Annotated in this window: 17 protein-coding genes; 4 read left to right on the forward strand and 13 right to left on the reverse strand. The window is 63.2% G+C overall.

From position 1 onward, the window contains the following. Positions 1 to 74 precede the first annotated feature (74 nt). From FYJ68_RS00360 to rffA, 4 genes are all read right to left on the reverse strand, one after another. Positions 75 to 1,400, reverse strand: a complete 1,326-nt coding sequence (locus tag FYJ68_RS00360) for a hemolysin family protein (RefSeq protein WP_154433352.1) — start codon at positions 1,398 to 1,400, stop codon at positions 75 to 77. A gap of 113 nt (positions 1,401 to 1,513) precedes the next feature. After that, positions 1,514 to 3,580, reverse strand: coding sequence for a DUF6541 family protein (locus FYJ68_RS00365; RefSeq protein ID WP_154433353.1), 2,067 nt, complete (start codon positions 3,578 to 3,580; stop codon positions 1,514 to 1,516). Positions 3,581 to 3,638: 58 nt separating this feature from the next. After that, positions 3,639 to 4,865 carry an ATP-grasp domain-containing protein gene (locus FYJ68_RS00370; protein ID WP_154433354.1) on the reverse strand — a complete coding sequence of 409 codons (1,227 nt, stop codon included), beginning with the start codon at positions 4,863 to 4,865 and terminating at the stop codon, positions 3,639 to 3,641. Next, positions 4,855 to 5,988, reverse strand: coding sequence for a dTDP-4-amino-4,6-dideoxygalactose transaminase (gene rffA / locus FYJ68_RS00375; protein WP_154433355.1), 1,134 nt, complete (start codon positions 5,986 to 5,988; stop codon positions 4,855 to 4,857). The genes FYJ68_RS00370 and rffA overlap by 11 nt, the downstream gene beginning before the upstream one ends. 133 nt (positions 5,989 to 6,121) lie before the next feature. Here rffA and FYJ68_RS00380 point away from each other — a divergent pair, with 133 nt between their 5' ends. Further along, on the forward strand, positions 6,122 to 8,587 hold the full coding sequence (locus tag FYJ68_RS00380) for a YfhO family protein (RefSeq protein ID WP_154433356.1): 2,466 nt from the start codon (positions 6,122 to 6,124) through the stop codon (positions 8,585 to 8,587). Positions 8,588 to 8,615: 28 nt separating this feature from the next. On the opposite strand, the gene FYJ68_RS00385 is transcribed toward FYJ68_RS00380, so the two are convergent. From FYJ68_RS00385 to FYJ68_RS09965, 7 genes are all read right to left on the reverse strand, one after another. Next, a complete protein-coding gene (locus FYJ68_RS00385; RefSeq protein ID WP_154433357.1) occupies positions 8,616 to 10,322 on the reverse strand; it encodes a DUF6020 family protein in 1,707 nt (568 codons plus the stop codon). Positions 10,323 to 10,350: 28 nt separating this feature from the next. Continuing rightward, the gene (locus FYJ68_RS00390) at positions 10,351 to 11,331 is read right to left on the reverse strand and encodes a glycosyltransferase family 2 protein (protein WP_154433358.1); all 981 of its coding nucleotides are present in this window, start codon (positions 11,329 to 11,331) and stop codon (positions 10,351 to 10,353) included. Positions 11,332 to 11,335: 4 nt separating this feature from the next. Beyond that, on the reverse strand, positions 11,336 to 12,484 hold the full coding sequence (locus FYJ68_RS00395; RefSeq protein WP_229771925.1) for a DegT/DnrJ/EryC1/StrS family aminotransferase: 1,149 nt from the start codon (positions 12,482 to 12,484) through the stop codon (positions 11,336 to 11,338). Positions 12,485 to 12,621: 137 nt separating this feature from the next. Then, positions 12,622 to 13,857, reverse strand: coding sequence for an ATP-grasp domain-containing protein (locus FYJ68_RS00400; RefSeq protein ID WP_326832135.1), 1,236 nt, complete (start codon positions 13,855 to 13,857; stop codon positions 12,622 to 12,624). Continuing rightward, positions 13,857 to 15,017, reverse strand: a complete 1,161-nt coding sequence (locus tag FYJ68_RS00405) for a sugar-transfer associated ATP-grasp domain-containing protein (RefSeq protein WP_154433359.1) — start codon at positions 15,015 to 15,017, stop codon at positions 13,857 to 13,859. The genes FYJ68_RS00400 and FYJ68_RS00405 overlap by 1 nt, the downstream gene beginning before the upstream one ends. Positions 15,018 to 15,175: 158 nt before the next feature. Then, positions 15,176 to 16,840, reverse strand: a complete 1,665-nt coding sequence (locus FYJ68_RS00410; protein ID WP_154433360.1) for a DUF6020 family protein — start codon at positions 16,838 to 16,840, stop codon at positions 15,176 to 15,178. Positions 16,841 to 16,996: 156 nt separating this feature from the next. Next, positions 16,997 to 19,171: a hypothetical protein gene (locus tag FYJ68_RS09965; protein ID WP_195837660.1), complete on the reverse strand. Its 2,175-nt coding sequence runs from the start codon at positions 19,169 to 19,171 to the stop codon at positions 16,997 to 16,999. Between the two features lie 267 nt (positions 19,172 to 19,438). On the opposite strand from FYJ68_RS09965, the gene FYJ68_RS00420 reads away from it, so the two are divergent. Further along, positions 19,439 to 20,122 (forward strand): glycosyltransferase family 2 protein, encoded by a 684-nt coding sequence (locus FYJ68_RS00420; protein WP_154433361.1) that lies wholly within the window; start codon positions 19,439 to 19,441, stop codon positions 20,120 to 20,122. A gap of 7 nt (positions 20,123 to 20,129) precedes the next feature. After that, positions 20,130 to 20,489: a DUF2304 domain-containing protein gene (locus tag FYJ68_RS00425; RefSeq protein WP_195837661.1), complete on the forward strand. Its 360-nt coding sequence runs from the start codon at positions 20,130 to 20,132 to the stop codon at positions 20,487 to 20,489. A gap of 8 nt (positions 20,490 to 20,497) precedes the next feature. Here FYJ68_RS00425 and FYJ68_RS00430 read toward each other — a convergent pair whose 3' ends face one another. Continuing rightward, complete coding sequence (locus FYJ68_RS00430; RefSeq protein ID WP_154433363.1) at positions 20,498 to 21,394, reverse strand: glycosyltransferase; 897 nt, start codon at positions 21,392 to 21,394, stop codon at positions 20,498 to 20,500. A gap of 120 nt (positions 21,395 to 21,514) precedes the next feature. Between FYJ68_RS00430 and FYJ68_RS00435 the strand changes: the two genes are divergently transcribed. Continuing rightward, the gene (locus FYJ68_RS00435) at positions 21,515 to 22,573 is read left to right on the forward strand and encodes a glycosyltransferase family 2 protein (RefSeq protein ID WP_154433364.1); all 1,059 of its coding nucleotides are present in this window, start codon (positions 21,515 to 21,517) and stop codon (positions 22,571 to 22,573) included. A 27-nt stretch (positions 22,574 to 22,600) separates the two neighbouring features. Here FYJ68_RS00435 and FYJ68_RS00440 read toward each other — a convergent pair whose 3' ends face one another. Continuing rightward, positions 22,601 to 23,728, reverse strand: coding sequence for a L,D-transpeptidase family protein (locus tag FYJ68_RS00440; RefSeq protein WP_229771926.1), 1,128 nt, complete (start codon positions 23,726 to 23,728; stop codon positions 22,601 to 22,603). Positions 23,729 to 23,786: the final 58 nt, after the last annotated feature.

Raw genomic sequence — 23,786 nt, forward strand, 5'->3', positions numbered from 1 at the left:
CTTCCAGAGCGGCGTTGCGTGCTCCCATTGTAGTTAATAGGGTCGCGACGGACGGGCCGCCCCCGGCGGGGAGGCTACCCCTCCTCCTGGGCGGACTCCCCCTCCGTCGCCTCCTGCGGCTCGGGGGCCGTGACGCGCAGCATCGCCACGCGCCTGCCGCGCATCGACTGCACGTGGAAGGTGTACCCGTCCACCACGACCTCGTCGCCTGGCTTGGGCAGGCCGTCGAACTTCTCCAGCACAAAGCCCGCGACCGTCTCGTACTCGTCGCTGTCCTCGATGGGCCAGCCCAGCTCTATCGCGTCGTCGATGGAGAAGCGCCCGTCCACGAGCCACTCTCGGTCGCTCATCTTGGTGAGGTACTTGTTATCGGGGTCAAACTCGTCCTCGATCTCGCCCACGACCTCCTCGACGATGTCCTCGATGGTGATGACGCCGGCGGTGCCGCCGTACTCGTCCACCACGATGACCATCTGGTCGTGGCTGCTCTGCATCTCGGAGAGCAGCGGGATGATGTCCTTGGTGTCGGGGACAAAGTCGGCGGACCTCAGGAAGCCGCCAATCGGCTCCTCGGCAGCCCGCTCGTCGATCATCGGGCCGATGAGGTCCTTGATGTGAGCGATGCCCACGATCCTGTCCACGTCCTCGTGGTACACGGGGATGCGGGAGTAGCCCGTGCGCCGCATGAGCGACAGCACCTCCCCCAGCCTGGTGGTGTCCTCCACGGCGGTCATGTCCACGCGCGGGACCATGACTTCTCGGGCGATGGCATCACCCAGGTCGATGACGTCGTGGATCATCGACTTCTCCTGGTCGCTGAGCTCCTTGGTGTCGGTGACCATGTACTTTATCTCGTCCTCGCTCACGTTCTGGCGATCCTCTATGCCCTTGACGCCCAAGAGACGGGAGAGGCCCGTGGCGCTTGCCGCTGTGAGTCGCACCAAGGGCTTGGTGATGGTCGCGAACGCGTGGAGCGGGCCGGCGACGCGCTTGGCGGTGCCCTCGGCGTCCGCCATGGCCATGCGCTTGGGCACGAGCTCACCCACCACGATGGAGACGTACGAGACGATGAGGGTGATGAGGACGGTCGCCAGGCCATGCGCGAAGCTCTCGCCCAGGCCAAACCCCTGGAGCCAGCGCCCGAACGGCGTGGAGAGGCTGGTCGCCGCAAATGCGGACGAGAAGAACCCGAGCAACGTGATGGCAACCTGGATCGTTGCAAGAGAATCGCTGGGGTCGTCCACCAGGCTCGCAGCGGAGGCAGCCTTTCTGTCACCTTCCTCGGCATCATGGTCGAGGACGACCTTCTTTGCGGTAGAGATGGCCATCTCTGCCATGGAGAAGTATCCGTTTGCGACGGTCAGAAGCAGGGTGACGAGAATCGATAGGGCTATGTCCATGCGCTTGGGCGCAACCTCCTCGTAGAAAGCGTTCTGACCACTATATCAGACGGTTGTTTCGACACTACCAAGGAATGCCATACCCCATTTGGGAGCCCTCAGGCAGACAGCCACTAGGCGGCTGTGATCCTATAGAGCACCATGTCGCCCTGGCGCTGCACGACCTCGAACCCGGGCGTGTCGTCCGTGATCCCGTTGATGCCGGCCCACTGGTCCTCCTTGTAGCTCCACTTGAAGGAGTTGAGCGGGTTCTCCTTGCAGTCCTCGAGCTTGATGACGTAGCGGACGCCGAGCCGTCGGACCGCGTCCTGCACCTCGTGGTCGGTCGCCACCTGGTCGAGCCGCTCGCGGAGTATCGCCGCATCGGCCGCCTGCGAGCCCTCCCCCGTGGCGAGGTCACGGAACAGCACACGCATGCCCGCGTCGCCATATGCTATGAAGCTCCCATCGAAGGGGTTGTTCATCACGAGGGCGTCCTGGCCTTCCTCGTGTTCGATGCGGCTCTGACTCGTCCGCAAAAAGGCTCGTTTGCGGGTGTTGATGGTCTCGTAGTCGCTGTAGACGGCTCTGAGGGCGCTGCGCGTCGACTCCACCTTGGTTTCGACCCTCCCGGTACCCGCACTGGGGGCATCGGGGGTAGGCATGTTGAAGCTGGGAAAGAAGACAGCAATGGTCACCGCGGAGGCGAGCGCCACGGGGGCGACCGTGGTGGGAACGCTACTCCCCCAGCGGCCCTCCGCCCTGAACGCGCGGGCAAGCCCGTGCATGAGCCAGGCAAAGCCCACGGCGGCAAGGGGCACGGCGCAGATGGCGGCGAGGGCGGCGAGGCGAGGCGGGTCAGAGTACCAGAACCCCGCGACGATCTCGCGCGCCGTCCCCTTGAGCAGACCGTTGCCGACGATGGTGAGGCATGCGAGCGCGTACGAGGCGCTCACCCAGAGCAGCCTGCGATTGCGCAGGGTCCATACGATGCCCAGGAACACGACCAGGCCGAGGACGGGCTGGCCGAGATCGCCCACGAACCGGCCCTCGTACGCGAGGAAGAAGATGTTGACGATGCTCTGCCAGAGCGAGCTGTCATAGTTCCACATGGAGAACCGCACCACGCTCGCCATGATCGACGAGCGGTTGACCGCAACCCACACGAGCGCGCAGAACGCGAGCCACGCGACCACGAGGGCATGGGGACCGATCCTGAGGCGACGGATCCTGACCTCGGCGGAGGTGGTGAGGATGCGCGAGCACACGTACGGCACCAGGATGATCACGTCCACAAAGAGCGCGCTGGTCTGCGTGAGGGCGACCCCCGCCGCGCAGGCGAGGAACGCAATCAGGGTACGAACGCGGTCACGGCGCGAGAGGTCGGACTCGACCAGCAGCATGAACGCGACGGCGCACGAGGGGATGAGTGAGAAGCCCGCAAGCGTGGGGAAGATGGGGCCAAACTCAAGGAGGTACCAGGGGTAGGGCATGAACATGGTGCAGGCGATCGCACCCAGGACGGTGATGCGGCGCGACGAGGGCATGATCCAACGCAGCAGCGCCAGCACGCCGAGCGGCCACACAACGGCCACGACGACGAGGTTGACCGCGTTCATGGCCACGGCCGTCTCGCATACACCAAGCTGCACGAGCATGGCGCAGGGAATGTACCAGCCGGCGGGATAAAAGCCGGACCCTATGGGATTGATGGCGAGGTCCGCCGTGGTCTGGTACAGGCTCATCCCCACGGAAGAGAAGTCCCCCGACTGCGCGAAGGCCAGGACCCCGTTGAGGTGGTGGGCAACGTCCTTGCCAACCATGATCTGGTTGGGACCGGGAAGGGGCTTGAGGTACATGAACGCCGCCACGACCAGGCCAAGCACCACGTAGAGCGCTACGCACCCCCAGCTCAGGCGTGGCAGGTCCCTGTCCGGGGCGCCCTTGCGCAGACCATGGCGCGCGAGGAGCGCAGCGGCCACAAACAGGGCGGACGGCACCGCGACCTCGCTTACGACGTTCGCGGGGATGCGTGCCTTGCCGTAGACGACGCCCAGCACCGCCATGACGCCAAACGACGCCGCAGGGGCAAGGCACGCGGACCATGCCCTTGGGAGCCTCAGCGCCCTCAGGAGCAGGTAGCCGGGAACGAGCAGGAAGAGGGTCGCGACTGCGGCCGCCTCAAAGAACTCAATCCACATAGTCACACACCATCACTCGTGAGCAGATTCGCATCCATGGTAGGTCAGGCGGGGCGTCTCACTCGACCTTGGCAGAAACGAGCTCGCCTATGCGGGCCATCGTCTCCCTCATGACCTCGGGCCTACCAAACTCCAGGAACACGACTCCCAAGGTCTGACCGCTGTTGACGAGCCATTGCACCGGCGTCCCCATGGGCTGGTAGTACTGGACCCGCATGACGTTGTCTCGAATGCAGGGGTCTATGCTCACCCCCTGGAAGGTACCCGCCTTCCCGGTTGGGTGGAGAACATACGAGGCGACGCACCTCCCACCCCCGTCAAACGAGACGTCCATGGACTCGTCGCCCAGGGCATAGCGCACGCACGCCTCCACGAGGTCGATGCCGGATACCTGCGTGAGCTGCGCAGGGATGAGGTTGCCACCCGCCCTGCCGCCAAGCTCGACGATGTAGGGAACCCCTCCCCTGGCAACGATGACCTCCAGGTTCATCTCGCCAAAACTGAGTCCAAGGCTCTGCACCAGCCGGTTGACCTCGTCCTGCAGACGCCTCCGCCGCTCGTCGCCAAGACCGCAGGGGTAGGCCTTTCCCACCGGCACCAGGCCGTTTGCGGCCTCGTCGCGCAGGCAGTCCATCAGGCCCCAAAACCGTACCTCTCCCTTCGCCACGAAGATGTCGCCACCTATGACGTGGGGATACTCGGCCTCGATGAACTCCTCAGCTATGAGCGTCCCGTTCCTGGAGTACTCCCTCGCGTAGTCGAGGGCCGCCTCCAGGCGGTCGTGGCCAAGCTGGCGCAGCACCGTGACCCCCTTGGATCCGGAGGAGTCTGTGGGCTTCAGGAGCAGCGGGACACGAACGCCAGCCCCATCCAGAAGGTCCACGAGCTGCGCGGGAGTGACCGTCGAGGGAAACGAGACGTGCGCGGGACAGTTGAATCCATGGTCGCGAAGGTAGTCCCTGAAGAGGTACTTCTCGCTCAGGGTGAGGACCGACTGATAGGGGTTGGTGGGAAGCCCCAGCTCCTCGCACACCTTGGCCGCTATGGGGGCCGCGGCATCCGAGCCGAAGGAGATGACCCCGTCCACACGCTCGTCACGCGCCACCTGAAGCATCTCGTCAAAGTCCGTCGTGCTCTTGAGGTAGAAGCGGTCTGCAACGTGCTGCCCCGGGTTATCGGGCAGGTAGTCGCACAGCACGGTCCTGACGCCAAGCCGCTTGGCCGTCTCGATGGCGGTCACCTGGTGCTGCGCCCCACCAAGGCAGAGCAGGGTCTTACTCGCCATAGAAGTCCCTCACCGCAGAGATGACCGCATTACGGTCGGCTTCGGTCAACCCGTAGTACATGGGAAGGCGCACCAGACGGTCGCTCTCGCTCGTGGTGTAGCGGTCCTCTCCGTTGAACCTGCCAAACCTCTTCCCGGCGGGGGAGCTGTGAAGGGGAACGTAGTGGAAGGTTGCTTGTATCTCGCGCTCCTTCAGGAACTGGATGAGCCTGGTGCGCTCGTCTAGGTTGGCGCACTTGAGGTAGAACATGTGCGCGTTGTGTCTGCAGCCGTGGGGAATGACGGGAAGCGAGACGAGTCCGGCCTCCTCCAGCGGCTCCAGCCCCTGACGGTAGGCCTCCCAGCTCGCCAGGCGGTCGTCGTTGATCTGATCTGCAGCCTGGAGCTCTCCCCACAGGTATGCGGCATTGAGGTCGCTCTGCAGATACGAGCTACCACGGTCCACCCAGGTGTACTTGTCCACCTGGCCGCGGAAGAAGCGTTGGCGGTTGGTCCCCTTCTCGCGGATGATCTCGGCCCGCTCAATGTACTCAGGGTCGTTGATGACGATGGCGCCGCCCTCGCCCATGGAGTAGTTCTTGGTCTCGTGGAACGAGTAGCAGCCAAACGTGCCGATGGTCCCAAGGTAGCGGTCGTGATAGGTGCTCATCACGCCCTGGGCGGCGTCCTCCACCACCAGAAGGCCATGGTGGTGGGCAATGGAGACGATCCGGTCCATGTCGCAGGAGACACCCGCATAGTGCACGGCAACGATGACCCTGGTTCGGTCCGTGATGGCCGCCTCGATGCAGGCAGGGTCGATGTTCATGGTTGCGGGGTCAATGTCCACGAACACCAGGCTTGCACCCACGGCCTGGAACGCGGTCGCCGTGGAGGAGAAGGTGAAGCTGGGCAGGATGACCTCGTCGCCGGGATTGAGGTCGCAAAGGACCGCCGCCATCTCGAGCGCCGAGGTGCCGCTCGTGGTGAGCATGACCTTCTCCGCGTTGAAGCGGTCCTCCATCCAGGCGTGGCACTTGCGGGAGAAGGGGCCGTCGCCGCAGATCTTGTGGTTGACCTCGGCCGCCTCGCGAACGTACTCGAGCTCGGTTCCAACGTATGGGGGAACGTTGAAGTTGATCATAGTGGCTCCTTGGCCTGGCGACAGCAGGTTGAACTCAATTTGGAAATGAACACGTACACTGTAAGCCAGCGAGTGGCCAAGACGCTCGAGGTTGAAAGTCCCCCTGCAACCCACAAGGCATGAGGAGCCGTCCATGAATTGGTCTCAGTACATGTACCTGGCATGGGTCTGTCTTGCGGGAGTGGCTCTCCTTGCCCTGCTCGCGCACCTTGTTCCCTCCCTGTCCGCGGAAAGGGAGGGGCGACGCAGGACTGCCTCCGAGGTCGTCCTCCTGCTTGCCGCGATGGCCCTGGGCATCCTCGCCATCTACTGGAACTTCCTCTTCGGCGACGCGCGCTTTGGCTACTGGGACCTTGGGTCAGATACCCTTGAGCAGTACGTCCCTTTCTATCTTGAGCTGGTCAGGGGCGTGAGCTCGGGCTCGTGGGGCCCGTGGAACTTCGACTACGGCCTCGGCGCCTCGCTTCTCGCCTTTGCCACGTGGGCGAACGACCCGTTCAACCTGTTCACCGTACCCCTGACCCTGTTGCTGGGGACCTCTGGGCTTGGCATTGTGCTCGTACTCGTCCAAGCCCTGAAGATCATCCTCTCGGGCCTCCTCTTTGACCATCTGCTCACCTTCTACTGCCGCGCCCCCCTCTCGAGGGTGTTCGGCTCCCTCCTGTACGCCTTTGGCGGGTGGCTCATCCTCTGGGGGCAGCACTACTGGCTGGGGACCGTCTACGTGGACGCCGTGCTGCTCGCCCTGCTGGTCGAGCTTCTGATGGAGCGTTGGACCACCCCGCGCTTCGTGGGCCTGATGGTGGCGACGGCGGTGACCGTCCTCATGAGCGTCTACTCCGGCTACATGGTTCTGCTGTTTGCGGCGTTCTACGCCATCATCCGCTCCATCCACGTGTCCGAGGCGCGTTCTCCCCTGCAGTGGCTCCGCTTCTTCCTCAAGCTCGCCGCCCCCGTGGTATGCGGGCTGCTGGTGAGCTGCGCGCTCGTCCTCCCCTATGGCGCCCTCATTACGGGAGAGACCTCGCGCGTCACCGCGGCGGGCGGGATGTCGCTCTCGCAGCGCGTCACCAAGTACCTCACGGGGTTCGTTCCCCTGAGGTGGATCCCCCTCATCATGAGCAGGATCCTGGGCAACAGCCTCGTTACCACGGGCGACGTGTTCTCCCAGCAGGTGATTCCATACGACTCCTCCCAGGCGTATCTCATGAACTCCTACGAGTTCATCATGGCCGGCGTCGGCGGCGGGGCGGTCCTGCTCGTCTCTCAGTGCCTCTCGCACGTGCGCAGGGGGTGCGGCACCCGGGACCGCGTGCTCGTCGCCCTCACCGCCGCCCTCACGGTGCTGTTCTGCGTCAACAACTTCCTCCCCGCCCTCTCGAGCGTGTTCGACCTCAAGTTCCGTGGTTCTTTCGTCCTGATGTTCCCCCTGGTCATCGCCGCCTCTGTGGGCTGGGAGCGAGTTGTCACCCACCACGAGCTGGGACGCCCCTCCCTAATCGCTGCCTGCGCGGTCGTCTTGGCGTCTCTGGCCTGGTCGCTCCTCAACACGCAGGACGGCAGGCTCGTATGCGTGTTCTTCCTCCTTGCCACGACAGTCGGCCTCGTCTGCCTCCTTCTGGGGCGTAGGGGAGACGGGCGGGGCAGCCAGGTTGCGGTCGCATTCGCATGCGCCGCGTTCGTCTCCATGTCGGTCGTGGATGGCTTCTTCGCCACCAACCTCCGCACCTTCGCGACCACGGAGAGCTTCCCAGCGGCAAGCAGCAAGGACGAGGACACGCTCCAGGCGCTCGCGTGGATACGGCAAAGCGACGACGGCTTCTATCGCATCGACAAGACCTATCGGGACTGGACCGCATACAACGACGCGCTCGTGCAGGGGTATCACAGCGCAAGCGCCTACAACTCCACCACCGACTCCGACGTGGTCACGTTCTACCGCCAGGTCTGGCCGGCCGCAGCCACGGGCGGAAGCGCCGCCCATCGCAGCTTTATCAACGATCCCGACGAGCCCATACCCGCCACGCTGGTGGGGATTCGCTACGTGCTCTCCAAGGAGCCGCTCTCATACTCGTGGCTGAGGCTGGTCCACCAGTCCGGCTCGGTCTACGTGTACCAGAACGTTCGGGCGACGTCCCTCCTCACGCTGCACAGCAGTACGACAGACCGCGCCACCGCAGACGCCCTCGCCAGTGCCAAGGACCGGCAGGCCCTTCTCTCCACGTCCATACTCGCCGAGGACGCAGATGACGTCGACCTCGGCGAGCAGGAAGACGACCCCGAGTACTCCTCGGACATCCGTCAGGTTGGCGCGCAGACGCTCAGCGGGACGGTCAAGACCTCGGGGAGTGCCTATGCCTGCCTGCCCGTTCCCTACACCGCCAAGTGGGTGGTCGCCGTGGACGGTAAGGAGGTCCCCACCTTCAAGGCCGACTATGGGTTTGTGGGATTCAAGCTCTCGGCGGGGTCGCACACCGTGACCGCGACCTACCAGCTCCCGCTCCTGCCCCAAGGTATCGCCTGCTCCTGCGCGGGCATCGTCCTCGGCGCCTTCCTGTGCGCCCGGGGACGCCGCAAGGTGGGCACCCACATGAGGTAGCCCGCGAGGGGTGCCAAAGGGCGGCGTTTCACATGGAACCGTGATTGGTGCGCGTGCCGCAACCGAGCGAGAGGCACAGCAGGACCGGCAGCAACGCGACCATGGGAAGTGCGTAGCGCATTGACGCGTGGAGGGGCGAGGCGCACTCCACGAGGAACACCATCCCCGCCATCACGAACACGGGGAGCGCACGGCCCCTCCTGGTGAGGAGCCACACGCCCAGAAGGAGGCACACCCACGAGTAGAAGGTCGGCTGGTCAAGCAGGCCGAGGACGGGCATGCCCGCAAATACGCGGGTGAGCTCCCCAAGCGCGGCGCGGGCCGACTCAAAGCCCGTGTGGACGTTGGCGAGGTCGGAGAGCTGCCCCGAGAACGCGTAGCCGATGCCCTTCATCCACTGATAGTGGTACTCCACGGTGTTCTGGCTGTAGTCGAGGTCCTGGATGCTGTCATACGGCATGAGCGGATACCAGTAGCCGACGTTGCCCCGGAGGAAGGCGTCAAGGTAGATGCCGGGATGACGCAGCCCCTGCGCCCGCCAGGCGTCCAGGTAGGCCGAGAGGCGCATGGGGTCGTCCGCGTCCGTCTGCGACTGTATGGGATCCACGGTGGCGGGGTCGTAGAGGCTCCCGACCTGGTCGTAGTCAACCTTGAGTACGCCCTGGATCGCCTCTCGCTCGGAGTCGGCGACGTCCTCGGGAGCATATCGCTGGTATGCGGCCGTCTGCTGGAGGGGAACCGTGAGGGCAAGCGCCTTGTCGGTCGGGCGCACCCCCAGGGCCGGGAGCAGGAGCGACGTCCATGCGCCGTACGCCACCACCACCGCCGCAAGCGAGAGCGCGAGACCACGACGCGAGGAGCGGCGCGCATACGGGAGGGCGATGACAAGACCGGCGGCAACGAGGTAGACACAGTTGGCACGCGTGAGCGAGCACAGGATGCCGCACAGCGCCAGGGAGGGGGCAGAGGTCGACTTGGTTGGCCCCTCTCCCCTGCCCTCCTGCCACAGGCGTGCGCCCAGCAGCGTTGCAAAGAGCACGACGGTCACCACGGAGAGCGTGTCCTTGACCAGCACACGCGCGAAGAGCGGGTAGATGGGGCAGAGCGCCTCGAACACCAGGGCCAAGATGCGAGCCACGCGTGGGACGCCCATACGACGGAACCACAGCTGGGCGTACGCCAAGGCAGCGGCGAGACACACGACCTGGACCGCGACGGTGAGCACGAGCGCGACGCGAGCCCCTCCCAGTGCGTGACCCAGCTCGTAGAGCCACCCAAAGACCATGGTAGTAAGGACGGGGTGGTGGTTGGTGAGCGGACGGTCGCCAAAGAACTGCGAGAGCTGGTTGAAGTAGTCGAAGTTAATCGCCCCGGGGAGGCTAATCACGACGTAGGGCAGCCAGCAAACCAGAAGTACGGCGAAGGTGCCAAGGAAGTGGCGGGGAGACGCTCCGGCCCCCTCGTCGCGAGGGAGGTCCGCAAGGGCGTCAAGGGCGGCGAGGAGGATGCCACACACAAGTGAGAGGAGCACCCACGCAGTCACAAGGAAGGCAATCGAGAGGAGGACGTGCCTCCCATCGTGCAGGTATCCCGTGCAGCTCCCGGTAACAACGATCGCCCTGCCAACGTAGCACCACAGCGCATACACGAGGCCCAGGACGACAGATGAGGGCCGAACCACCTTAGCGGCAAGAGACGTTACCCTCCCGACCCTTGCATGCGCTGGCTTGGCCATGAGGCTCTCCTTCCCGCCTGCGAGACCGCTAGAGCGTGACACCCTTGCCGCGAAGGCTGCGGAAGCCCAGCGTGGCATACCAGCGGATGAAGCAGAGCCTGTAGCGAAGGCGGTTCTTCTCGCCCCGAAGCTCGCTCATGCAGTCTGCCCGGCTGAACGTCGTAGCGTTGGGAAGACGCCTGGTCCACTTGAGGTAGGTGCGGTAGTACTGGAGCTTGGCGGCCTCGATGGCGTCGGGGTTGCCCAGGCTCTGGGCAAACATCACGCACGTGCGGCCAAAGAGGATCTCGTTGCGTGCGTAGTCCTCGTCGATACTCACGTTTGCCGAGTAGCTGCTACCACCCTTCTTGATGTGGCGATAGGCACCCCAAGTTTGGGGCATGCACTTGATCCTGCCACAGGTCAGGAGGCAGAAGGCATTCCGGCGGTCTGCCGCGTAGAAGTCGTACTGCTGCATGCCGGTGAAGGCGTCGCGGGCGCGGGCGAACTCCTCGCGCCGATACACCGAGGTCCCCGTCTGGCCGGGGAGGCTGCACAGGAAGAACTCGTTCCAGTCGTACTCTTCCTTGGGGCACTCGGGATACTTCTCGCCGTTGGGCTTGGAGTCTGCCCCCACCACCGTGACATGGTGGTAGCAGGCAACGTAATCTGGGTGAGACTCCAGGAAGTCGACCTGGGCCTGGAGCTTGCCGTCATAGGTCCAGAAGTCATCTGCCTCCAGAATCGCCATGTACTTGCCCCTACAACGGTGGAGAAGGTCCTGGCAGTTCTTGTTGCCCCTCTCCCCCATGTTATGGGGACGGAGGAGAAACTCAAAGCCGTCAGGGTAGTCGCCCTGGATGGAACGGAGGAGGTCCTGCGTCCCGTCCGTGGAGCAGTCATCACCTATGAGAACCTGCACCTCGAAGTCGGTCTTCTGCATGGCGATGCTGTCGAGGGTCTGCTTCACGGTTGCCTTGGCGTTGAAGCAGGGCACCACGACGCTCACGAGGGGGTTGGCGGCCGACATCCCCCTACCGCCTGGCGCAGGAGAGGACGACGTCGCACACTCTGTCGACGTCCTCGGTGGTCAGATACGAGCTGAGGGGGAGCGAGAGGGCTCCCGACGCGGCCCTCATGGCAACGGGGGTGTCAGCGGGATCAAACCCCGGCTTGCCCTTGTAGCAGTCGAGGTCGTTGGTGAGCGGATAGAAGTACTTGGCGCACGAGATGTTGTCCTCGAGCAGGGCGGCCTGCACCTGGTCGCGGCTCGCCCCAAAGACGTCCTGGTCAAAGATGGCGGGCATGTAGACGAAGTTGTGCTTGGTGTTGGGCTTGGGTCGGCACAGGTTGATGCCCGCAACATCTCCCAGGCGCTCCCAGTAGCGCTCCGCGGCGACACGGCGCCTGTCGATGTACTCGTCCAGGTGGCGAAGGTTGCAGATGCCCATGGCAGCCTCGAACTCGTTCATCTTGTTGTTGGGGCCCACGTAGCCGTAGACCTGCTTGCCGGTGGTGCCAAAGTTCATCTTCTGGTCCAGCATGACGCGGAAGTCATGGTTCTGCTCGGGAGTCCAATCCTTCACATGAATGCATGCGGCACCGCCCTCGATGGTGTGGAACGCCTTGGTCGCATGGAACGAGAACATGGAGGCATCCCCCAAGCACGCAGCGGAAACACCGTCCTTCTCGACGCCAAATGCATGTGCGGCGTCGTAGAGGAGCTTGAGGCCGTGTTTGTCGGCAATCTCGCGCAGGGCGTCGTCGTCGCACAGGTTGCCATACACGTGCACGGCAAGGATGGCGCTAGTGCGCGGGGTAATGCAACGCTCCACCGATGCGGGGTCGATCGTGAAGTCGTCCGCCTTCACGTCGGCAAAGACGGGGGTGAGACCCCTGCGCACGATGGCGTGCGTGGTGGATGCGAAGGTGAAGGGGGTCGTGATGACCTCGCCCGTGAGCTCGAGCGACTCCATCACGGCCTCAATCGCGGAATGGCCGTGGTCGTAAAGGGCAATCTCTGGGCAGCCCAGGTATTCGTTGAGCTGAGCGATGAAGCGCTTCTCGATGGAGCCCCAGTTGGAGAGCCAGTGCGACTCCCACAGGGGACGGATCTCGTCCACGTACTCCTCGAAGGGGGGCATGGAAGAGAGGGTTGTGGTGATTCGCTTTGGCTCTGCCATCGTCTGCTCCAACTGTCTGATCGCCAGCTTGCTCAACCGTTTTATTCTATGTTCAGGGCGCTCATGGCTGCCAGGAAGCAGGCGACTAGGCAAAAACTTCAGCCACTCGCCAGACGCAACTCTGGCTCACGCAGCGCCTACGCGATGCGCGGGCGCACAAGCTTGCCAATGCGACCCATCGCGTCCTCGAGCTGCGCAACGGAGTCAAAGCGCAGGAACAGTATCCCCAGCGCCTTGTTAGCACCATCGAACCGCTCGACCCTGGCACCCTCGTCCACGTACATGACGGTGCGGTAGAGATAGGGTCGCAGCTCTGGATCGATGTCCAGCCCCTGGAACACGCCGTCGACCGAGGCATGGGGAACGTAGGTCGCCACGGCGGCGTCGGCGGAGTCGAACGAGACGTCCATGGAGTAGTCGCCCATGGCGCAGCGGACGTTTGCCTCGACCAGGTCGATGCCAGAGATGTCAGACAGCTGGACGGGGATCATGTTCCCGCCGGCGCGGGCACCCAGCTCCAGGAAGTATGGCACCCCGCCGCGCCCCACGATCATCTCGACGTTGAATTCGCCAAAGCGTATGCCAAGGCTGTCGACGAGTCGCTGGATCTGCTCGCGCACCGCGTGCATCTGGGCGTCGGAGAGGCCTGAGGGGTAGCGCTCGCCCACGGGCACCAGGCCACCGAGCGACTGGTCACGCAGGCAGCTCATGAGCCCCCAGAAGCGAACGGTGCCGCCCACGACGAAGACGTCACCGCCGATGACGCGAGGGAAGGTCGAGGTAATGTACTCCTCCATCAGAAGCGTGCCATTGCGGGAGAACTCGCGCGCATGCTCCACTGCCGCACGAAAGCGCTCAGGGTCGGGAGCATCCAGGATGCTGATGCCCTTGGAGCCCGACGAGTCGGTGGGCTTGACCACCACGGGAAACTCGAGGTCGGACGAGAGGCCAAGGAGCCTCTCGGGATCCACGTCGGAGGGGACGGGGATGGACTTGGGGCAGGGAAACCCGTTCTGGGCAAGATGGCGCCTGAAGAGGTGCTTCACCGAGAGGGTCTGGACCGCCGCAAGCGGGTTGGTGGGAAGGGAGAGGGCCTCGGCGACGTAGGCCGCGGTAGGCGCCGCCGGGTCAGAGGCATAGGCGAGGACGCCGTCCACGTTCTCCTCGCGCGCTATGCGGAGCATGGCCTCCTGGTCCGTCGTGCTCTCGAGGTAGAAACGGTCGGCATGGTACTGGCCGGGGTTGTCGGGGAGATAGTCGCAGACCACGGTGCGGTAGCCCAGCCTCTTGGCCGTCTCGATCGCAACGACCTGCTGGCGCGACCCTCCGAGCATGAGGATCGAGCGCTTGTCCTCGGAGCTCTGTTCGGGCACTAGTAGGCACCTCCGTTGTTGCGTCGCCTCAGCGCGTCCGCATCGCCGGAGGCGACGATGGCGTCGATGCGGGCCTCCTTCTCGGCAAAGTACTTCGAGAGGAAGGGGTCCCTCTTGAAGGGGTGGTAGCACTGCAGGTACTTGACCCCCGAGTGCGAGTTGATCTCGATGATCTTGGGTCCCTTGTCGGTGAAGCACACGTCGTAGCCCATCCACTCAAGGCAGCCGAGGTGCAGGCTCAGGGCATGGAGCCTCTCCCTCAGGCTTGGCCAGCAGTCGATCTTGCCGTTGAACGAGCCGCCCGTCTCGGGATGGACGTCCGTCTTGACCACGCGGTTGGGATAGATGAGCTCGCCGTTGCCGTACTCGCCGGTCACCAGGTCGAAGTCGACGTTGATGTCGTAGATGTCAGCCTTGTCCGGGTAGGTGTAGTTGGCCTTGGAGTCATCGTTGTTGGTGCCGCCTGCAAAGCGGAAGTAGGTGCCGGCAAAGCGCACGTCGGTCCCCGTTGGGTTGGCGGTGAGCACCCTCAGCGTGTGGATGACGGGAGAGACCTTCTCAAGCCCCATGCCCGGATGGAAGAACTCGGTGAAGATGTCGTTGCCGTGGTCGTCGACAAAGCGGCGGACGTCCTCCTCGCTCGCCGCCTTGTTATTGACGAAGTACTTGCCACCCGAGTAGGCGAGCTTGTTGAAGCCCGCTGCCCTCTGGCCGTTGCAGGGCTTGCAGGCAAACTCGCCCTTTTCGCGGAGCACCTCGAGAAACGCGTCGTATCCGCCCTTGCCGTGGGCGTTCGTGAGCGGGAGAAGCCCCTTTGTAGAGGCGTAGAAGTATGCCTCGGGCATGAGGTCCTGCCACTCGGTGCCCCAGAGCATGTAGTTCATGGTCATCTTGTCGTCGATCCACGCCTTCTGCCAGCTGTTGATGGGCCAGCAGCGGTGGTACTCGTAGTCGCTCAGGTAGTCGTCGACCGTCTCCTCGGTAAGCCCGAAGGCATAGGCGTCTATCGCATAGAAGCCGTGGCTATGGGCCCACTCGCGGTAGTCGGGGTCAAAGATGGGGTTCTTGTCCTCTCGTTCCACGACGCCCAGGTAGGCGGCTGCGAGCTTGCGAGAGAAGCCATTGGCGAGAAGCGCTTCCATCGTGTTGGTGACGATCATGCTGGCTCCAAGCGACTCGTGTTTGTGACGATGCCCACGTCCCCTGGAACGGGGTGTGAGGTTGCATGCAGAGATAGATGATAGCCCACGGCAATGTTACGAAAACCTTCTGCCAGATGGATGGACGAATAGCGCTCGTTAACAGCTTCCGAGGGTCATCAAGAGGAGGTCTCGGTTTGATCTGCAAAGGGGAGTGCCAGAGCAAGTGGCGCCCAGAACCAAAGCGGCAGGGCATAGCGCACGAGGGCGCTCACCGGAGACGCACAGCACGTGAGCGTAAGAAGGACTGCAGCCATGAGGAGCGACCAGGCGGCGGGACGCAGCCATGCCAGCCACTCGCCACCCGCGTTTCCAGCAACGCTCAGCGTCTGGGCGCAGCACAGCAGCATGACCCAGAGATACGTGGCCGGATGGAAGAGCAGGGAGACGACAGGGGTCTGGGATAGGCTCCAGACCGCATCATGCAAGCTCACCCGTGCCTCGGGGAAGGGCGCCGAGGTTGGAGAGAGCCCCAGGTCCGCCCACATGGTGGAGTCAGACGAGGCACTGCCGACCATCGCCATGTCGGCGTAGTCATCATTTGTCTGCGCGCGTACGCCAAAGGGGTACCAATACCCTATTGATCCCTCTGTCGCAGAGACCGCGTAGGTCCCAGGTTCCGCAAGTCCCTGCTGCGCCCACACGCGCAGGTACGCAAGGAGGTTTCGATACCCGGTGAACCTAAAGCGGTCCTTCACCGGGTCCGATATGGACTCGTCATATACCTGCCCAAGCGTGTCATAGCCAAAGAACGTCTGGTTGAGTACGGAGCGCTGCTCAGGCGTGACCTCGTCAGGATGGTCACGCGCGAACCTCGCCGTCTGCTGCATGGGGAGCGAGAGGGCTTCTCCAAGCTCACCCTTGGCAATTCCCATAGCGGGATAGAGGGCGTTGTTCACCAGGAAACAGAGAATGAAGACCGTTAGGGCGCAGAGCATCGCGGGGCATAGCTCCTCTCCATGTCCTTCAACCCTTCCCCCGCGAAGATGGCCCGGGCGCCGCGACGGGGCCGCAAGGGCATAGGCAACGAGCGCGACCGCAACGATGAAGACGTTGTTATTGCGGAGGAGGCTCGCCAAGACCCCCATCACGCCAATGGCGGGGAAGCCCAGGACCCATGGAATCGGCTCTCCCCCTCCCCGCTTCCAGGACCTCGCGACCAGCTGCGCGCAGAACAGGTCGAGGGCGCAGGCGGAGTAGACGTCCTTCACGATGAACTGCGCGTACGTTGGGAATATTGGCATGAGGGAGAAGAAGCAGAGCGAGAGCACGGTGAGCCAACGACGATGGGCCAATCGGTCAACCAACCACATCGTCACCGCAATCGCTGTGCCCATGAAAACCACCTGGGAGATGGTGAGGGCGAACATCCCGCCGTTTGCTCCCCCAAGAAGGGACCCCAGCTTGAAGGCGATGCCGTACAGGGCGATGACCAGAGGGGGATGGTGCGAGGTCATCGGCTGCAGACCAAAGAACATCGGGAGTTCTCCAAATAGGTCTGCGCCAGCGGTCGCCGGAAAGCAAACTACGAGGATGGGGATCCAGCAGGCGATTGCTATCCCCGCATAGGCGAGAGGATGCCAGCCGAGGCCGTTGGAGTCCACCCTGCGACTCAAGCTCGCAAAGCAACTTGAAAGGGCAGCCAGCACGAACGTCGAGACCAAGAATGCGGCGAGCGCCGACAGGGCGACGGACACAGGCTGTTCTCGCATGTACCCCATGGAGTCATAGCGTTCGGTCCAGAAGCCCAGGGCAAAGAGAAGGGCGAAGATGATCGAAAGCATCACATGCCACCCACGAACGTGCTTCCTCACCCAGTCAGAGACGCCACACATCGTCAATTCTCCCTGTCTCGCATCAACCGTTAAGAAGAAGAGAGGGATTCGCACCTCGCCGCGAATCCCCCTCCCGACTTCGCTCAGAAGCCCAAGGAATGTGTCCTAGAACAGATAGACCTCACTCCCAAAGCAGTTATCGTAGATGAATTTGACCTCATCCAATCCCAACCTGATGCATCCGCTAGAGACGTGCGTGCCGCGACCGTCCGAGTCGATGACGGTGTTGTTAGTTCCGATCTTGTACAGGATGGAGTGGAAGCTTTGCCAGCTTTTTCCATCACCAGCGTAGCAGCACAGATAGTAGTGGACTGATGGCGGGGTCACGTCCTGGTAAATCCGATGGGTAAAGCGGAAGTACCCCCTGAAGGTCTTGTCGCCGCGCCCAGTACCGCATAGCCACACGCGAGATGTCTGCCACGGGTCGTCCGTGCCGCAGGGCCGGTCAAACACAAACGTCAGGAAGTCATCAACCGAGACCGAGAGATAATACCTGTCGTTTCCACCGCGGGTACGGGCGGCATTGTATGCCTTGTCATATGCGGCGGTGATGTTCTTGTTGCGGTAGAGACAGCCGTCGTTATTGGTCCCCCAAAGTTGATTCCCGCGTCCGATGAGCACGTTGCGCGCTACGTAACCGTTCCTCTTGTAGCCGTAATAATCGTAAGAACCCGTGCCGTCAGGACCAGGAGCAGAGAAGAACCCCGTGAGCGCGCCGTGCATCCCGTTGGAGAGGGCGGCAATGTAGTAGCGCTGGAGGGATCCAGCATAGGCGCTAGTCACGAGCCAGCCAAGGTTCCAGGCGAGCGACCCCGAGTTGTCCGCGAGGACGACGCCGTTGGCGACGCGGGAGACGCCCCTGAGGACGTAGCCCTGGTCGGTGAGGCCCCAGTAGTTCTTGCCGTCATTGGTGAAGTGGCCGGTCTTTGCCAACGCATACCCACTCTGGTTCACCAGCCAGTAGCGCTGTACGCCAGCGCCGTACTTGTCGGTAACCGACCACCCGTCTCCGTTTGCGCGCTCGCTTGCAAGCCTGCCATCGTTGTCGGCAAGGTAGAAGTAGCCGTTTCCGGCAGACGTGCGACCGCGCAGGATGGCTCCGGTGCCCGTGGCGTAGGCGTAGTACCCTGCGCCCTCGCTCGGAGTGACGAGGCGCGAGACCGCCAGCCTTGCGTCCGAGCCCACCCAGTAGCGCTGGAGGGAGCCGTAGGCGTTGGTCACAGTCCAGAACCCGTCAATCTTGCTTGGGTCGGCCTTGGCACCGTACCAGGCGATGCCCTCGGGCCTCCAGCCAAGGTTCACAAGGTTCTTGTTCTCGGCCTCGTTCGAGGTGAAGTTATGCGCACCGGCCTTGGCGTTGGGGTTGTACTCGCGAAGAATCCGCACGCCGGTGACGGTGTCGGAGTACCAGCCAATTCCCTCGTACTTCCATCCCGCCCGCACGAGCGAGTCGCGCTCTGTCTCGCTCGTGGTGTAGTGATGGTCACCCGCATTGGGGTTGTACAGGCGATAGACCGGCGCGGTTGAGGCGTTGGGAGCAACCCAGGCGATGCCCTCCCAGCGCCACCCTGCGTTGAAGAGGAACTTCGCCTCGCCCAGGCTGGCCGTGTAGAAGTGCTCCCCGCTGTTGGGGTTGTACAGGCGGTACATGTTACTGGTGAGGGTGGTGGTGACGACTGCGTTGGCATCTGCGGCAGTTCGCTCCGCCGCCGGAGCGGGGTCGTCCGCCGCAGCAGGTGCCTCGGACGTGCCCTCGGCTGTCTGCGGCTGACCGGGTATCGTCTCCTGTCCGGACTGGATCGTAGTCGCGCCGTAAGTAACAGTCGAGGCTCCGCTGTCAGCATCCCCCTCCGTGGGGGTCGAGCTTGCCCCACCGTCCGTCACTGTCCCGGTCTGCTCGGGCGCCTCGCCCGCATCGGCAGAGACTGTTGCATCAGCTGAGGACGGCGTGCCAGCCGTGGGCGTCGCGACTTCGGAAGACGCGTCAGTCTCCCCTGCTCCGTCCTGTGTCTCCGTCTGGGAGACGGTCGCCCCCTGGCTTGACTCCGCACCGGTTGCCTCGGTCTGCGTGACGGTGGCCTTGGACTCGGGGGAGACCTGGTCCACGACCTCTTGTTGGACGGTCGTCTGGCTGTCGGGCCCCTGCGTCCCGTCGACCTCCAGACCCCGCGCCATCGTAGGCGCCGCGGTCGTTGCGGTGAAGAATCCGATTGCCGCCGCAAACCCAAGCCCCGCGAATCGGGCGGCGATTGACGTGCGTGCATTCTCTTGCTTGAACATGTGACCCTCCATTGAAAAAAGTATCGGGTCGTAGCTTGCAGGTGACTTGCGGAAGCCACCTCCCCTTCCATTAAGGTAACCACTTTACCCTCATTTCATGAAGTGCGAGATTGACTAAGACATTCCAAAAAGACGCTCAGGCAACTTTCATGCCTCTTTCACCCTGTTTTCACACACATGTCGCATCCTAGTTGCGGCCCAAGACGGTAACCCCCGGGTTGCCCCTGATAGACTGGATGCCACAGGGTCACGAAGGGATTTGCCTCAATGAGAGTTCTCGCCATCATTCCCGCCTACAACGAACAGGAGAGCCTCCTCGACACCGTTAAGATGGTGACGAGCGAGTGCCCAGACATCGACTACCTGGTAGTGGACGATGGCTCGTCCGACGGGACGGCACAGGTCATGAGGTCGAGTCGCCTCCATGGGGTAAGCCTACCCGTCAACACGGGCCTGACCTCGGGCATCAGGACAGGCATGAAGTACGCCTATCGCAACGGCTACGATGCCGCCGTGCAGATTGACGCGGATGGGCAACACCTTCCCCGTTACATCGCACCCATGGCCCAGGCTCTGGAGCGGGAGGGAGCCGACATCGTCATCGCGTCCCGGTACCTCGACGGAACGGTCAAGCCGGAAGGCGCGCGTGGCGTTGGCTCCAGGCTCATCTCGGGGCTCATCCGGCAGACGACCGGAACTACTATCACCGATCCTACCTCGGGAATGAGGATGTACAACCACCGGATGATCGAGCTCTTTGCCAAGGGGTTCGACGTCGCACCCGAGCCCGACACCGTCGCCCTCGTGGCAAGGAAGGGCGGCAAGGTGGTCGAGGTCCCCTGCACTATGCGCGAGCGGCAGGGCGGCGAGAGCTACCTCAAGCTGGGCAATGCCATCAAGTACATGGCACGCACCTGCACCTCGATCCTTCTCTTCCAGTGGCTTCGTTAGGAGACAGATGAGCCTCTACCTTCGCATCCTCCTCATCCTGGGCGCGCTCCTGACCCTGTGGACCATCGCCAAGCGCGTGAAGCGCAACAAGATCCTGATGCAGGACGCCATCTTCTGGTTGGTCCTCGCCGTCGTCCTTGTGATCATGGCGCTGTTCCCCGGGCTCATCATCACGCTCGCCGCAAGGCTGGGGTTCTACTCCGCCAGCAACTTCGTGTTCCTGGTCGTCATCGCACTGATCCTCGCAAAGGAGTTCTCCAACTCGTCGGAGATCTCGATGCTCCGCCATAAGGTGGAGGAACTCACCCAGGAGATTGCCCTCAGGGACCTGCAGGACCACGAGGAGCGCAACGACCCCAGTCGCTAGCGGGAGCACTACAGCCGTCCCAGCAAGAGCAGCAGCCTGACCGCAACCTCTCCCCCAACAGTCTGGCGCAGGCGCATCGGAAGCGTCGCCTTGCGCCAACGGCCACCGTCGATGGCAAGACGCAGGAGCTCTCTCCTCTCCCCCGGCATCTGGTCGCCCCACAGCTCATACAGGCGCCGCAGCTGGGCGGTCACCCTTGACAGCTCGTCGCCCGCCAGATAGCGCCTCACCCTGTTCTGCAGCACCTTCGCGGCACCAGAACCCGTTGCCGATGCGTTGCTGCCCGTACGGCGGTAGTCGAGGCACACGAAGTCGTCGTAGTGGAGCTCCCCCAGGGCGGACGCGACGAGTGCGAGCCACCAGTCGTGGGTGTAGACGCCGCGGGGCCCAGCCTCTCCCACGAGCTGCACCAAGCGCCGGTTGATGACCACGGTGTTACCCGACACCACGTTCTCGTAGAGCATCTTGGAGAAGTCCACGCCGATCTTGTTGAGGTGAGAGCGGCCCGTCGGGTTCATCTGGGCGTCGCAGAACTCGTACTCCGCGCAATACAGCTGGGGAATGGAGTCGTCGCAGCGGCTCAGCACCTCCACCGCGCGAGAAATCTTGTCGGGGTGCCACACGTCGTCCTGGTCGCAGAGCGCCACGTAGTCGTACTCGTCCGGCAGGCCCGAGACCAGCTCGATGAACGAGTCGGTTGGCCCCATGTTCCTTCCACAGTCGAGCGAGACCAGCCCCCTCTGCTCGTAGGATCGCAGCACCCGGCGGCACGCCTCGTGGGGGGAGCCGTCGTCCCTCGCGAACACGTCCACGTTGGGATAGTCCTGGGCAAGCAGGCTATCGATCTGGGCAGGGAGGAACTCCTCCCCGTTGTAGGCGGACAGGACCACCGCAACCCTGGGCATGCTCGGTTCCAAAGCCTCGTCCTCCCCGTCCGGTGCGTGGAGAACGGCTTCCCCAGGCAATCCGCGTCGATTCGACCCTAGTATAGGTAAAGCAACGTATCCCCCCGAAAGGAGAGGCGCATGGCACAGGAGGCGGAGGGCAAAAGGGTCTCGGTGGTGGTCCCCTGCTACAAGTCGGAGGCCTATCTCCCCAAGTGCCTCGACTCCCTGGTTGCCCAAACTATGGACGACTACGAGGTCATCTGCGTCAACGACGGCTCCCCGGACGGATGCGAGCGCATCATGCACGAGTATGCGGATCGCTACCCCGACCTTGTTCGCTGCGTCTCGCGCGAGAACGGGGGGCTCTGGAACGCGCGCTGGTCGGGAATAGACGTCGCCCGCGGAGAGTACGTGGGCTTCCTGGACAGCGACGACTGGGTGGACCCCACCTTTGTGCGGGACCTCTACGAGGCTGCACGGCGCAACGACGCCGACATCGCGGTGTGCGGGTTCAAGCGCACCGACCTCGCAACCGGACGGGTCATCTCGGACGAGATGGGCCAGCCGAGACAGGACATCCTGCTGGAGGACGACCCCGGAATGCTCCTAGGAGTGAACTCCGCGGCGTGGAACAAGCTCTATCGCGCAAGCATCCTCAGGAACATGCGCAGGCTCTCAAAGCCACCGTCAACGCTCGAAGACGTGATGTTCAACCTTCTGGCCTACCTCGAGTCTCAGGGCAGGGTCACGTTCACAGGCACCAGCCCCGTCCACTACATGGTGCATGCCGACTCCATGATCAACACCATGACCCTCTCGCAACTGGACGAGGTCAGGGCGTGCCTGCTCGAGATCAGGGGCGACTACCTTGGGGACGAGGCTGACCGGGACATGATGCGGATGCTCGACGCGACCGCCTTCCTCCACGTGGGGGTTGCCATGAGCACCAGGCTCGCCGCCACGCCCGGGGTAAACATCGGCAAGGTGGTGGAAGAGACGACCGACTACCTCGACCGCAACTTTCCCACCTGGCGTCACTCGCCGTACCTCTCGCATGCCTACGCAAGGGACACGGGGTCGAGCGGAATCCGCAGGCTCGCCATCGCCCACGACTTCTGGCTCGCCCACCTCATGGCGCCGTTCCTTAGCGCCTACAACCTTGTGACCGCGCATCTCGGCATCGACATCAAATGGTAGGCGACCCTTTCGAGCCGCCTACCGTTTCTAGAATGCGTATACCGTGGTATTTACAGGAATGTTGTCGTAAATCCACTTTGCGTCATCGTTATCAAGACAGGTACATCCCGTCCCACCATGCCTGCTAGACGCGGGCTTATTGGCCCAATCGCTATACCCCTCGTGGAAGCCCTGAGCGTTCCAATAACCCTTCCCCGCCTCGTAGCGTCCATGCGAGATTCCACCAAACACGTAGGTGGGCGACTGCTCATAGTACAGGTCCGTTGCGGTGAACCAGGGGTTCACGTCCGCCCCATCCTTCCAAAGCGAACCGTTATTATCGAGCGGCGCCTTTGCGACAATCTTCTTCACACCTGTGTTGGTCTTCTTTCCGCCGTTCCAGTTGATACGGATATTCCTGAAGACGCTCCAGCTGCCGTTCTGGCGCTTGAGCACGGTCAGTTTCAGGCCCCACACATCGTTGATGAGGAAATAGTCGGTACCGCTCCCGTACTTCTCGGCAATTGCAACGGCGACCTTTTCGACATCGGAGAGCTTGCGCTCGACCTCCTTGAGCGAACCATCCGTCTGCACCTCATAAATCGCCGGATATCCCCACGAAGACGCCTCCAGACGGAATGGGGCGCCCGGCACGGGCACATAGTCGCCCTCAACGCCGACCTTCCAGGCGTTGGTGCTCTCGAGCCTCCAACCGATGGACTTGAGGTAGTTGGCCTCGCCGGCGGAGCGGGTGTAGTGATGCTCGCCCGAGTTGGGGTTGTACACGCGATAGAGGTTGCCGTCGCCCGCCTCGTACCAGGCAACGCCCTCGTCCTTCCATCCAAGAGAGACAAGCCAGTTCTTTTCAGCAGCACTCTTGGTCAGGTGATGCCGGCCACCAGGATTGGGGTTGTACACGCGATAGACCGGGCTTCCGTCCTCAGAGGACGTGGAGTCGGTGAAGCCGATCCCCTCCCACTGCCAACCGGCAGTGGTGACACTCTTGGCCTCGCCCAGCGATGCCGTATAGAAGTGCTCGCCGGTGTTGGGGTTGTAGAGTCGGTAGATGTTGGTCTTGGCCACCACCTGCGCCTCTGCCCGTGCGGGCGAGAGGAACGCGAGGGACGCAAGCAGCGCGAGCGCCACCATGGGAACGAGTGCCAGAATCTTGTTCAAGCGGAATCGATGCATGGGACCTCCAGGAAGACGGGGTTCACTGCCTTCCGATTTTCGT

This window comes from Olsenella porci (genome assembly GCF_009695875.1).
GTDB lineage: Bacteria > Actinomycetota > Coriobacteriia > Coriobacteriales > Atopobiaceae > Olsenella_H > Olsenella_H porci.

What these genes read in the sequence shown, in the direction of transcription:
- FYJ68_RS00360 (WP_154433352.1), bottom strand. Translation starts at nt 1,400, where the DNA reads ATGGACATAGCCCTATCGATTCTCGTCACCCTGCTTCTGACCGTCGCA.
- FYJ68_RS00365 (WP_154433353.1), bottom strand. Translation starts at nt 3,580, where the DNA reads ATGTGGATTGAGTTCTTTGAGGCGGCCGCAGTCGCGACCCTCTTCCTG.
- FYJ68_RS00370 (WP_154433354.1), bottom strand. Translation starts at nt 4,865, where the DNA reads ATGGCGAGTAAGACCCTGCTCTGCCTTGGTGGGGCGCAGCACCAGGTG.
- rffA (WP_154433355.1), bottom strand. Translation starts at nt 5,988, where the DNA reads ATGATCAACTTCAACGTTCCCCCATACGTTGGAACCGAGCTCGAGTAC.
- FYJ68_RS00380 (WP_154433356.1), top strand. Translation starts at nt 6,122, where the DNA reads ATGAATTGGTCTCAGTACATGTACCTGGCATGGGTCTGTCTTGCGGGA.
- FYJ68_RS00385 (WP_154433357.1), bottom strand. Translation starts at nt 10,322, where the DNA reads ATGGCCAAGCCAGCGCATGCAAGGGTCGGGAGGGTAACGTCTCTTGCC.
- FYJ68_RS00390 (WP_154433358.1), bottom strand. Translation starts at nt 11,331, where the DNA reads ATGTCGGCCGCCAACCCCCTCGTGAGCGTCGTGGTGCCCTGCTTCAAC.
- FYJ68_RS00395 (WP_229771925.1), bottom strand. Translation starts at nt 12,484, where the DNA reads ATGGCAGAGCCAAAGCGAATCACCACAACCCTCTCTTCCATGCCCCCC.
- FYJ68_RS00405 (WP_154433359.1), bottom strand. Translation starts at nt 15,017, where the DNA reads ATGATCGTCACCAACACGATGGAAGCGCTTCTCGCCAATGGCTTCTCT.
- FYJ68_RS00410 (WP_154433360.1), bottom strand. Translation starts at nt 16,840, where the DNA reads ATGCTTTCGATCATCTTCGCCCTTCTCTTTGCCCTGGGCTTCTGGACC.
- FYJ68_RS09965 (WP_195837660.1), bottom strand. Translation starts at nt 19,171, where the DNA reads ATGTTCAAGCAAGAGAATGCACGCACGTCAATCGCCGCCCGATTCGCG.
- FYJ68_RS00420 (WP_154433361.1), top strand. Translation starts at nt 19,439, where the DNA reads ATGAGAGTTCTCGCCATCATTCCCGCCTACAACGAACAGGAGAGCCTC.
- FYJ68_RS00425 (WP_195837661.1), top strand. Translation starts at nt 20,130, where the DNA reads ATGAGCCTCTACCTTCGCATCCTCCTCATCCTGGGCGCGCTCCTGACC.
- FYJ68_RS00430 (WP_154433363.1), bottom strand. Translation starts at nt 21,394, where the DNA reads ATGCCCAGGGTTGCGGTGGTCCTGTCCGCCTACAACGGGGAGGAGTTC.
- FYJ68_RS00435 (WP_154433364.1), top strand. Translation starts at nt 21,515, where the DNA reads ATGGCACAGGAGGCGGAGGGCAAAAGGGTCTCGGTGGTGGTCCCCTGC.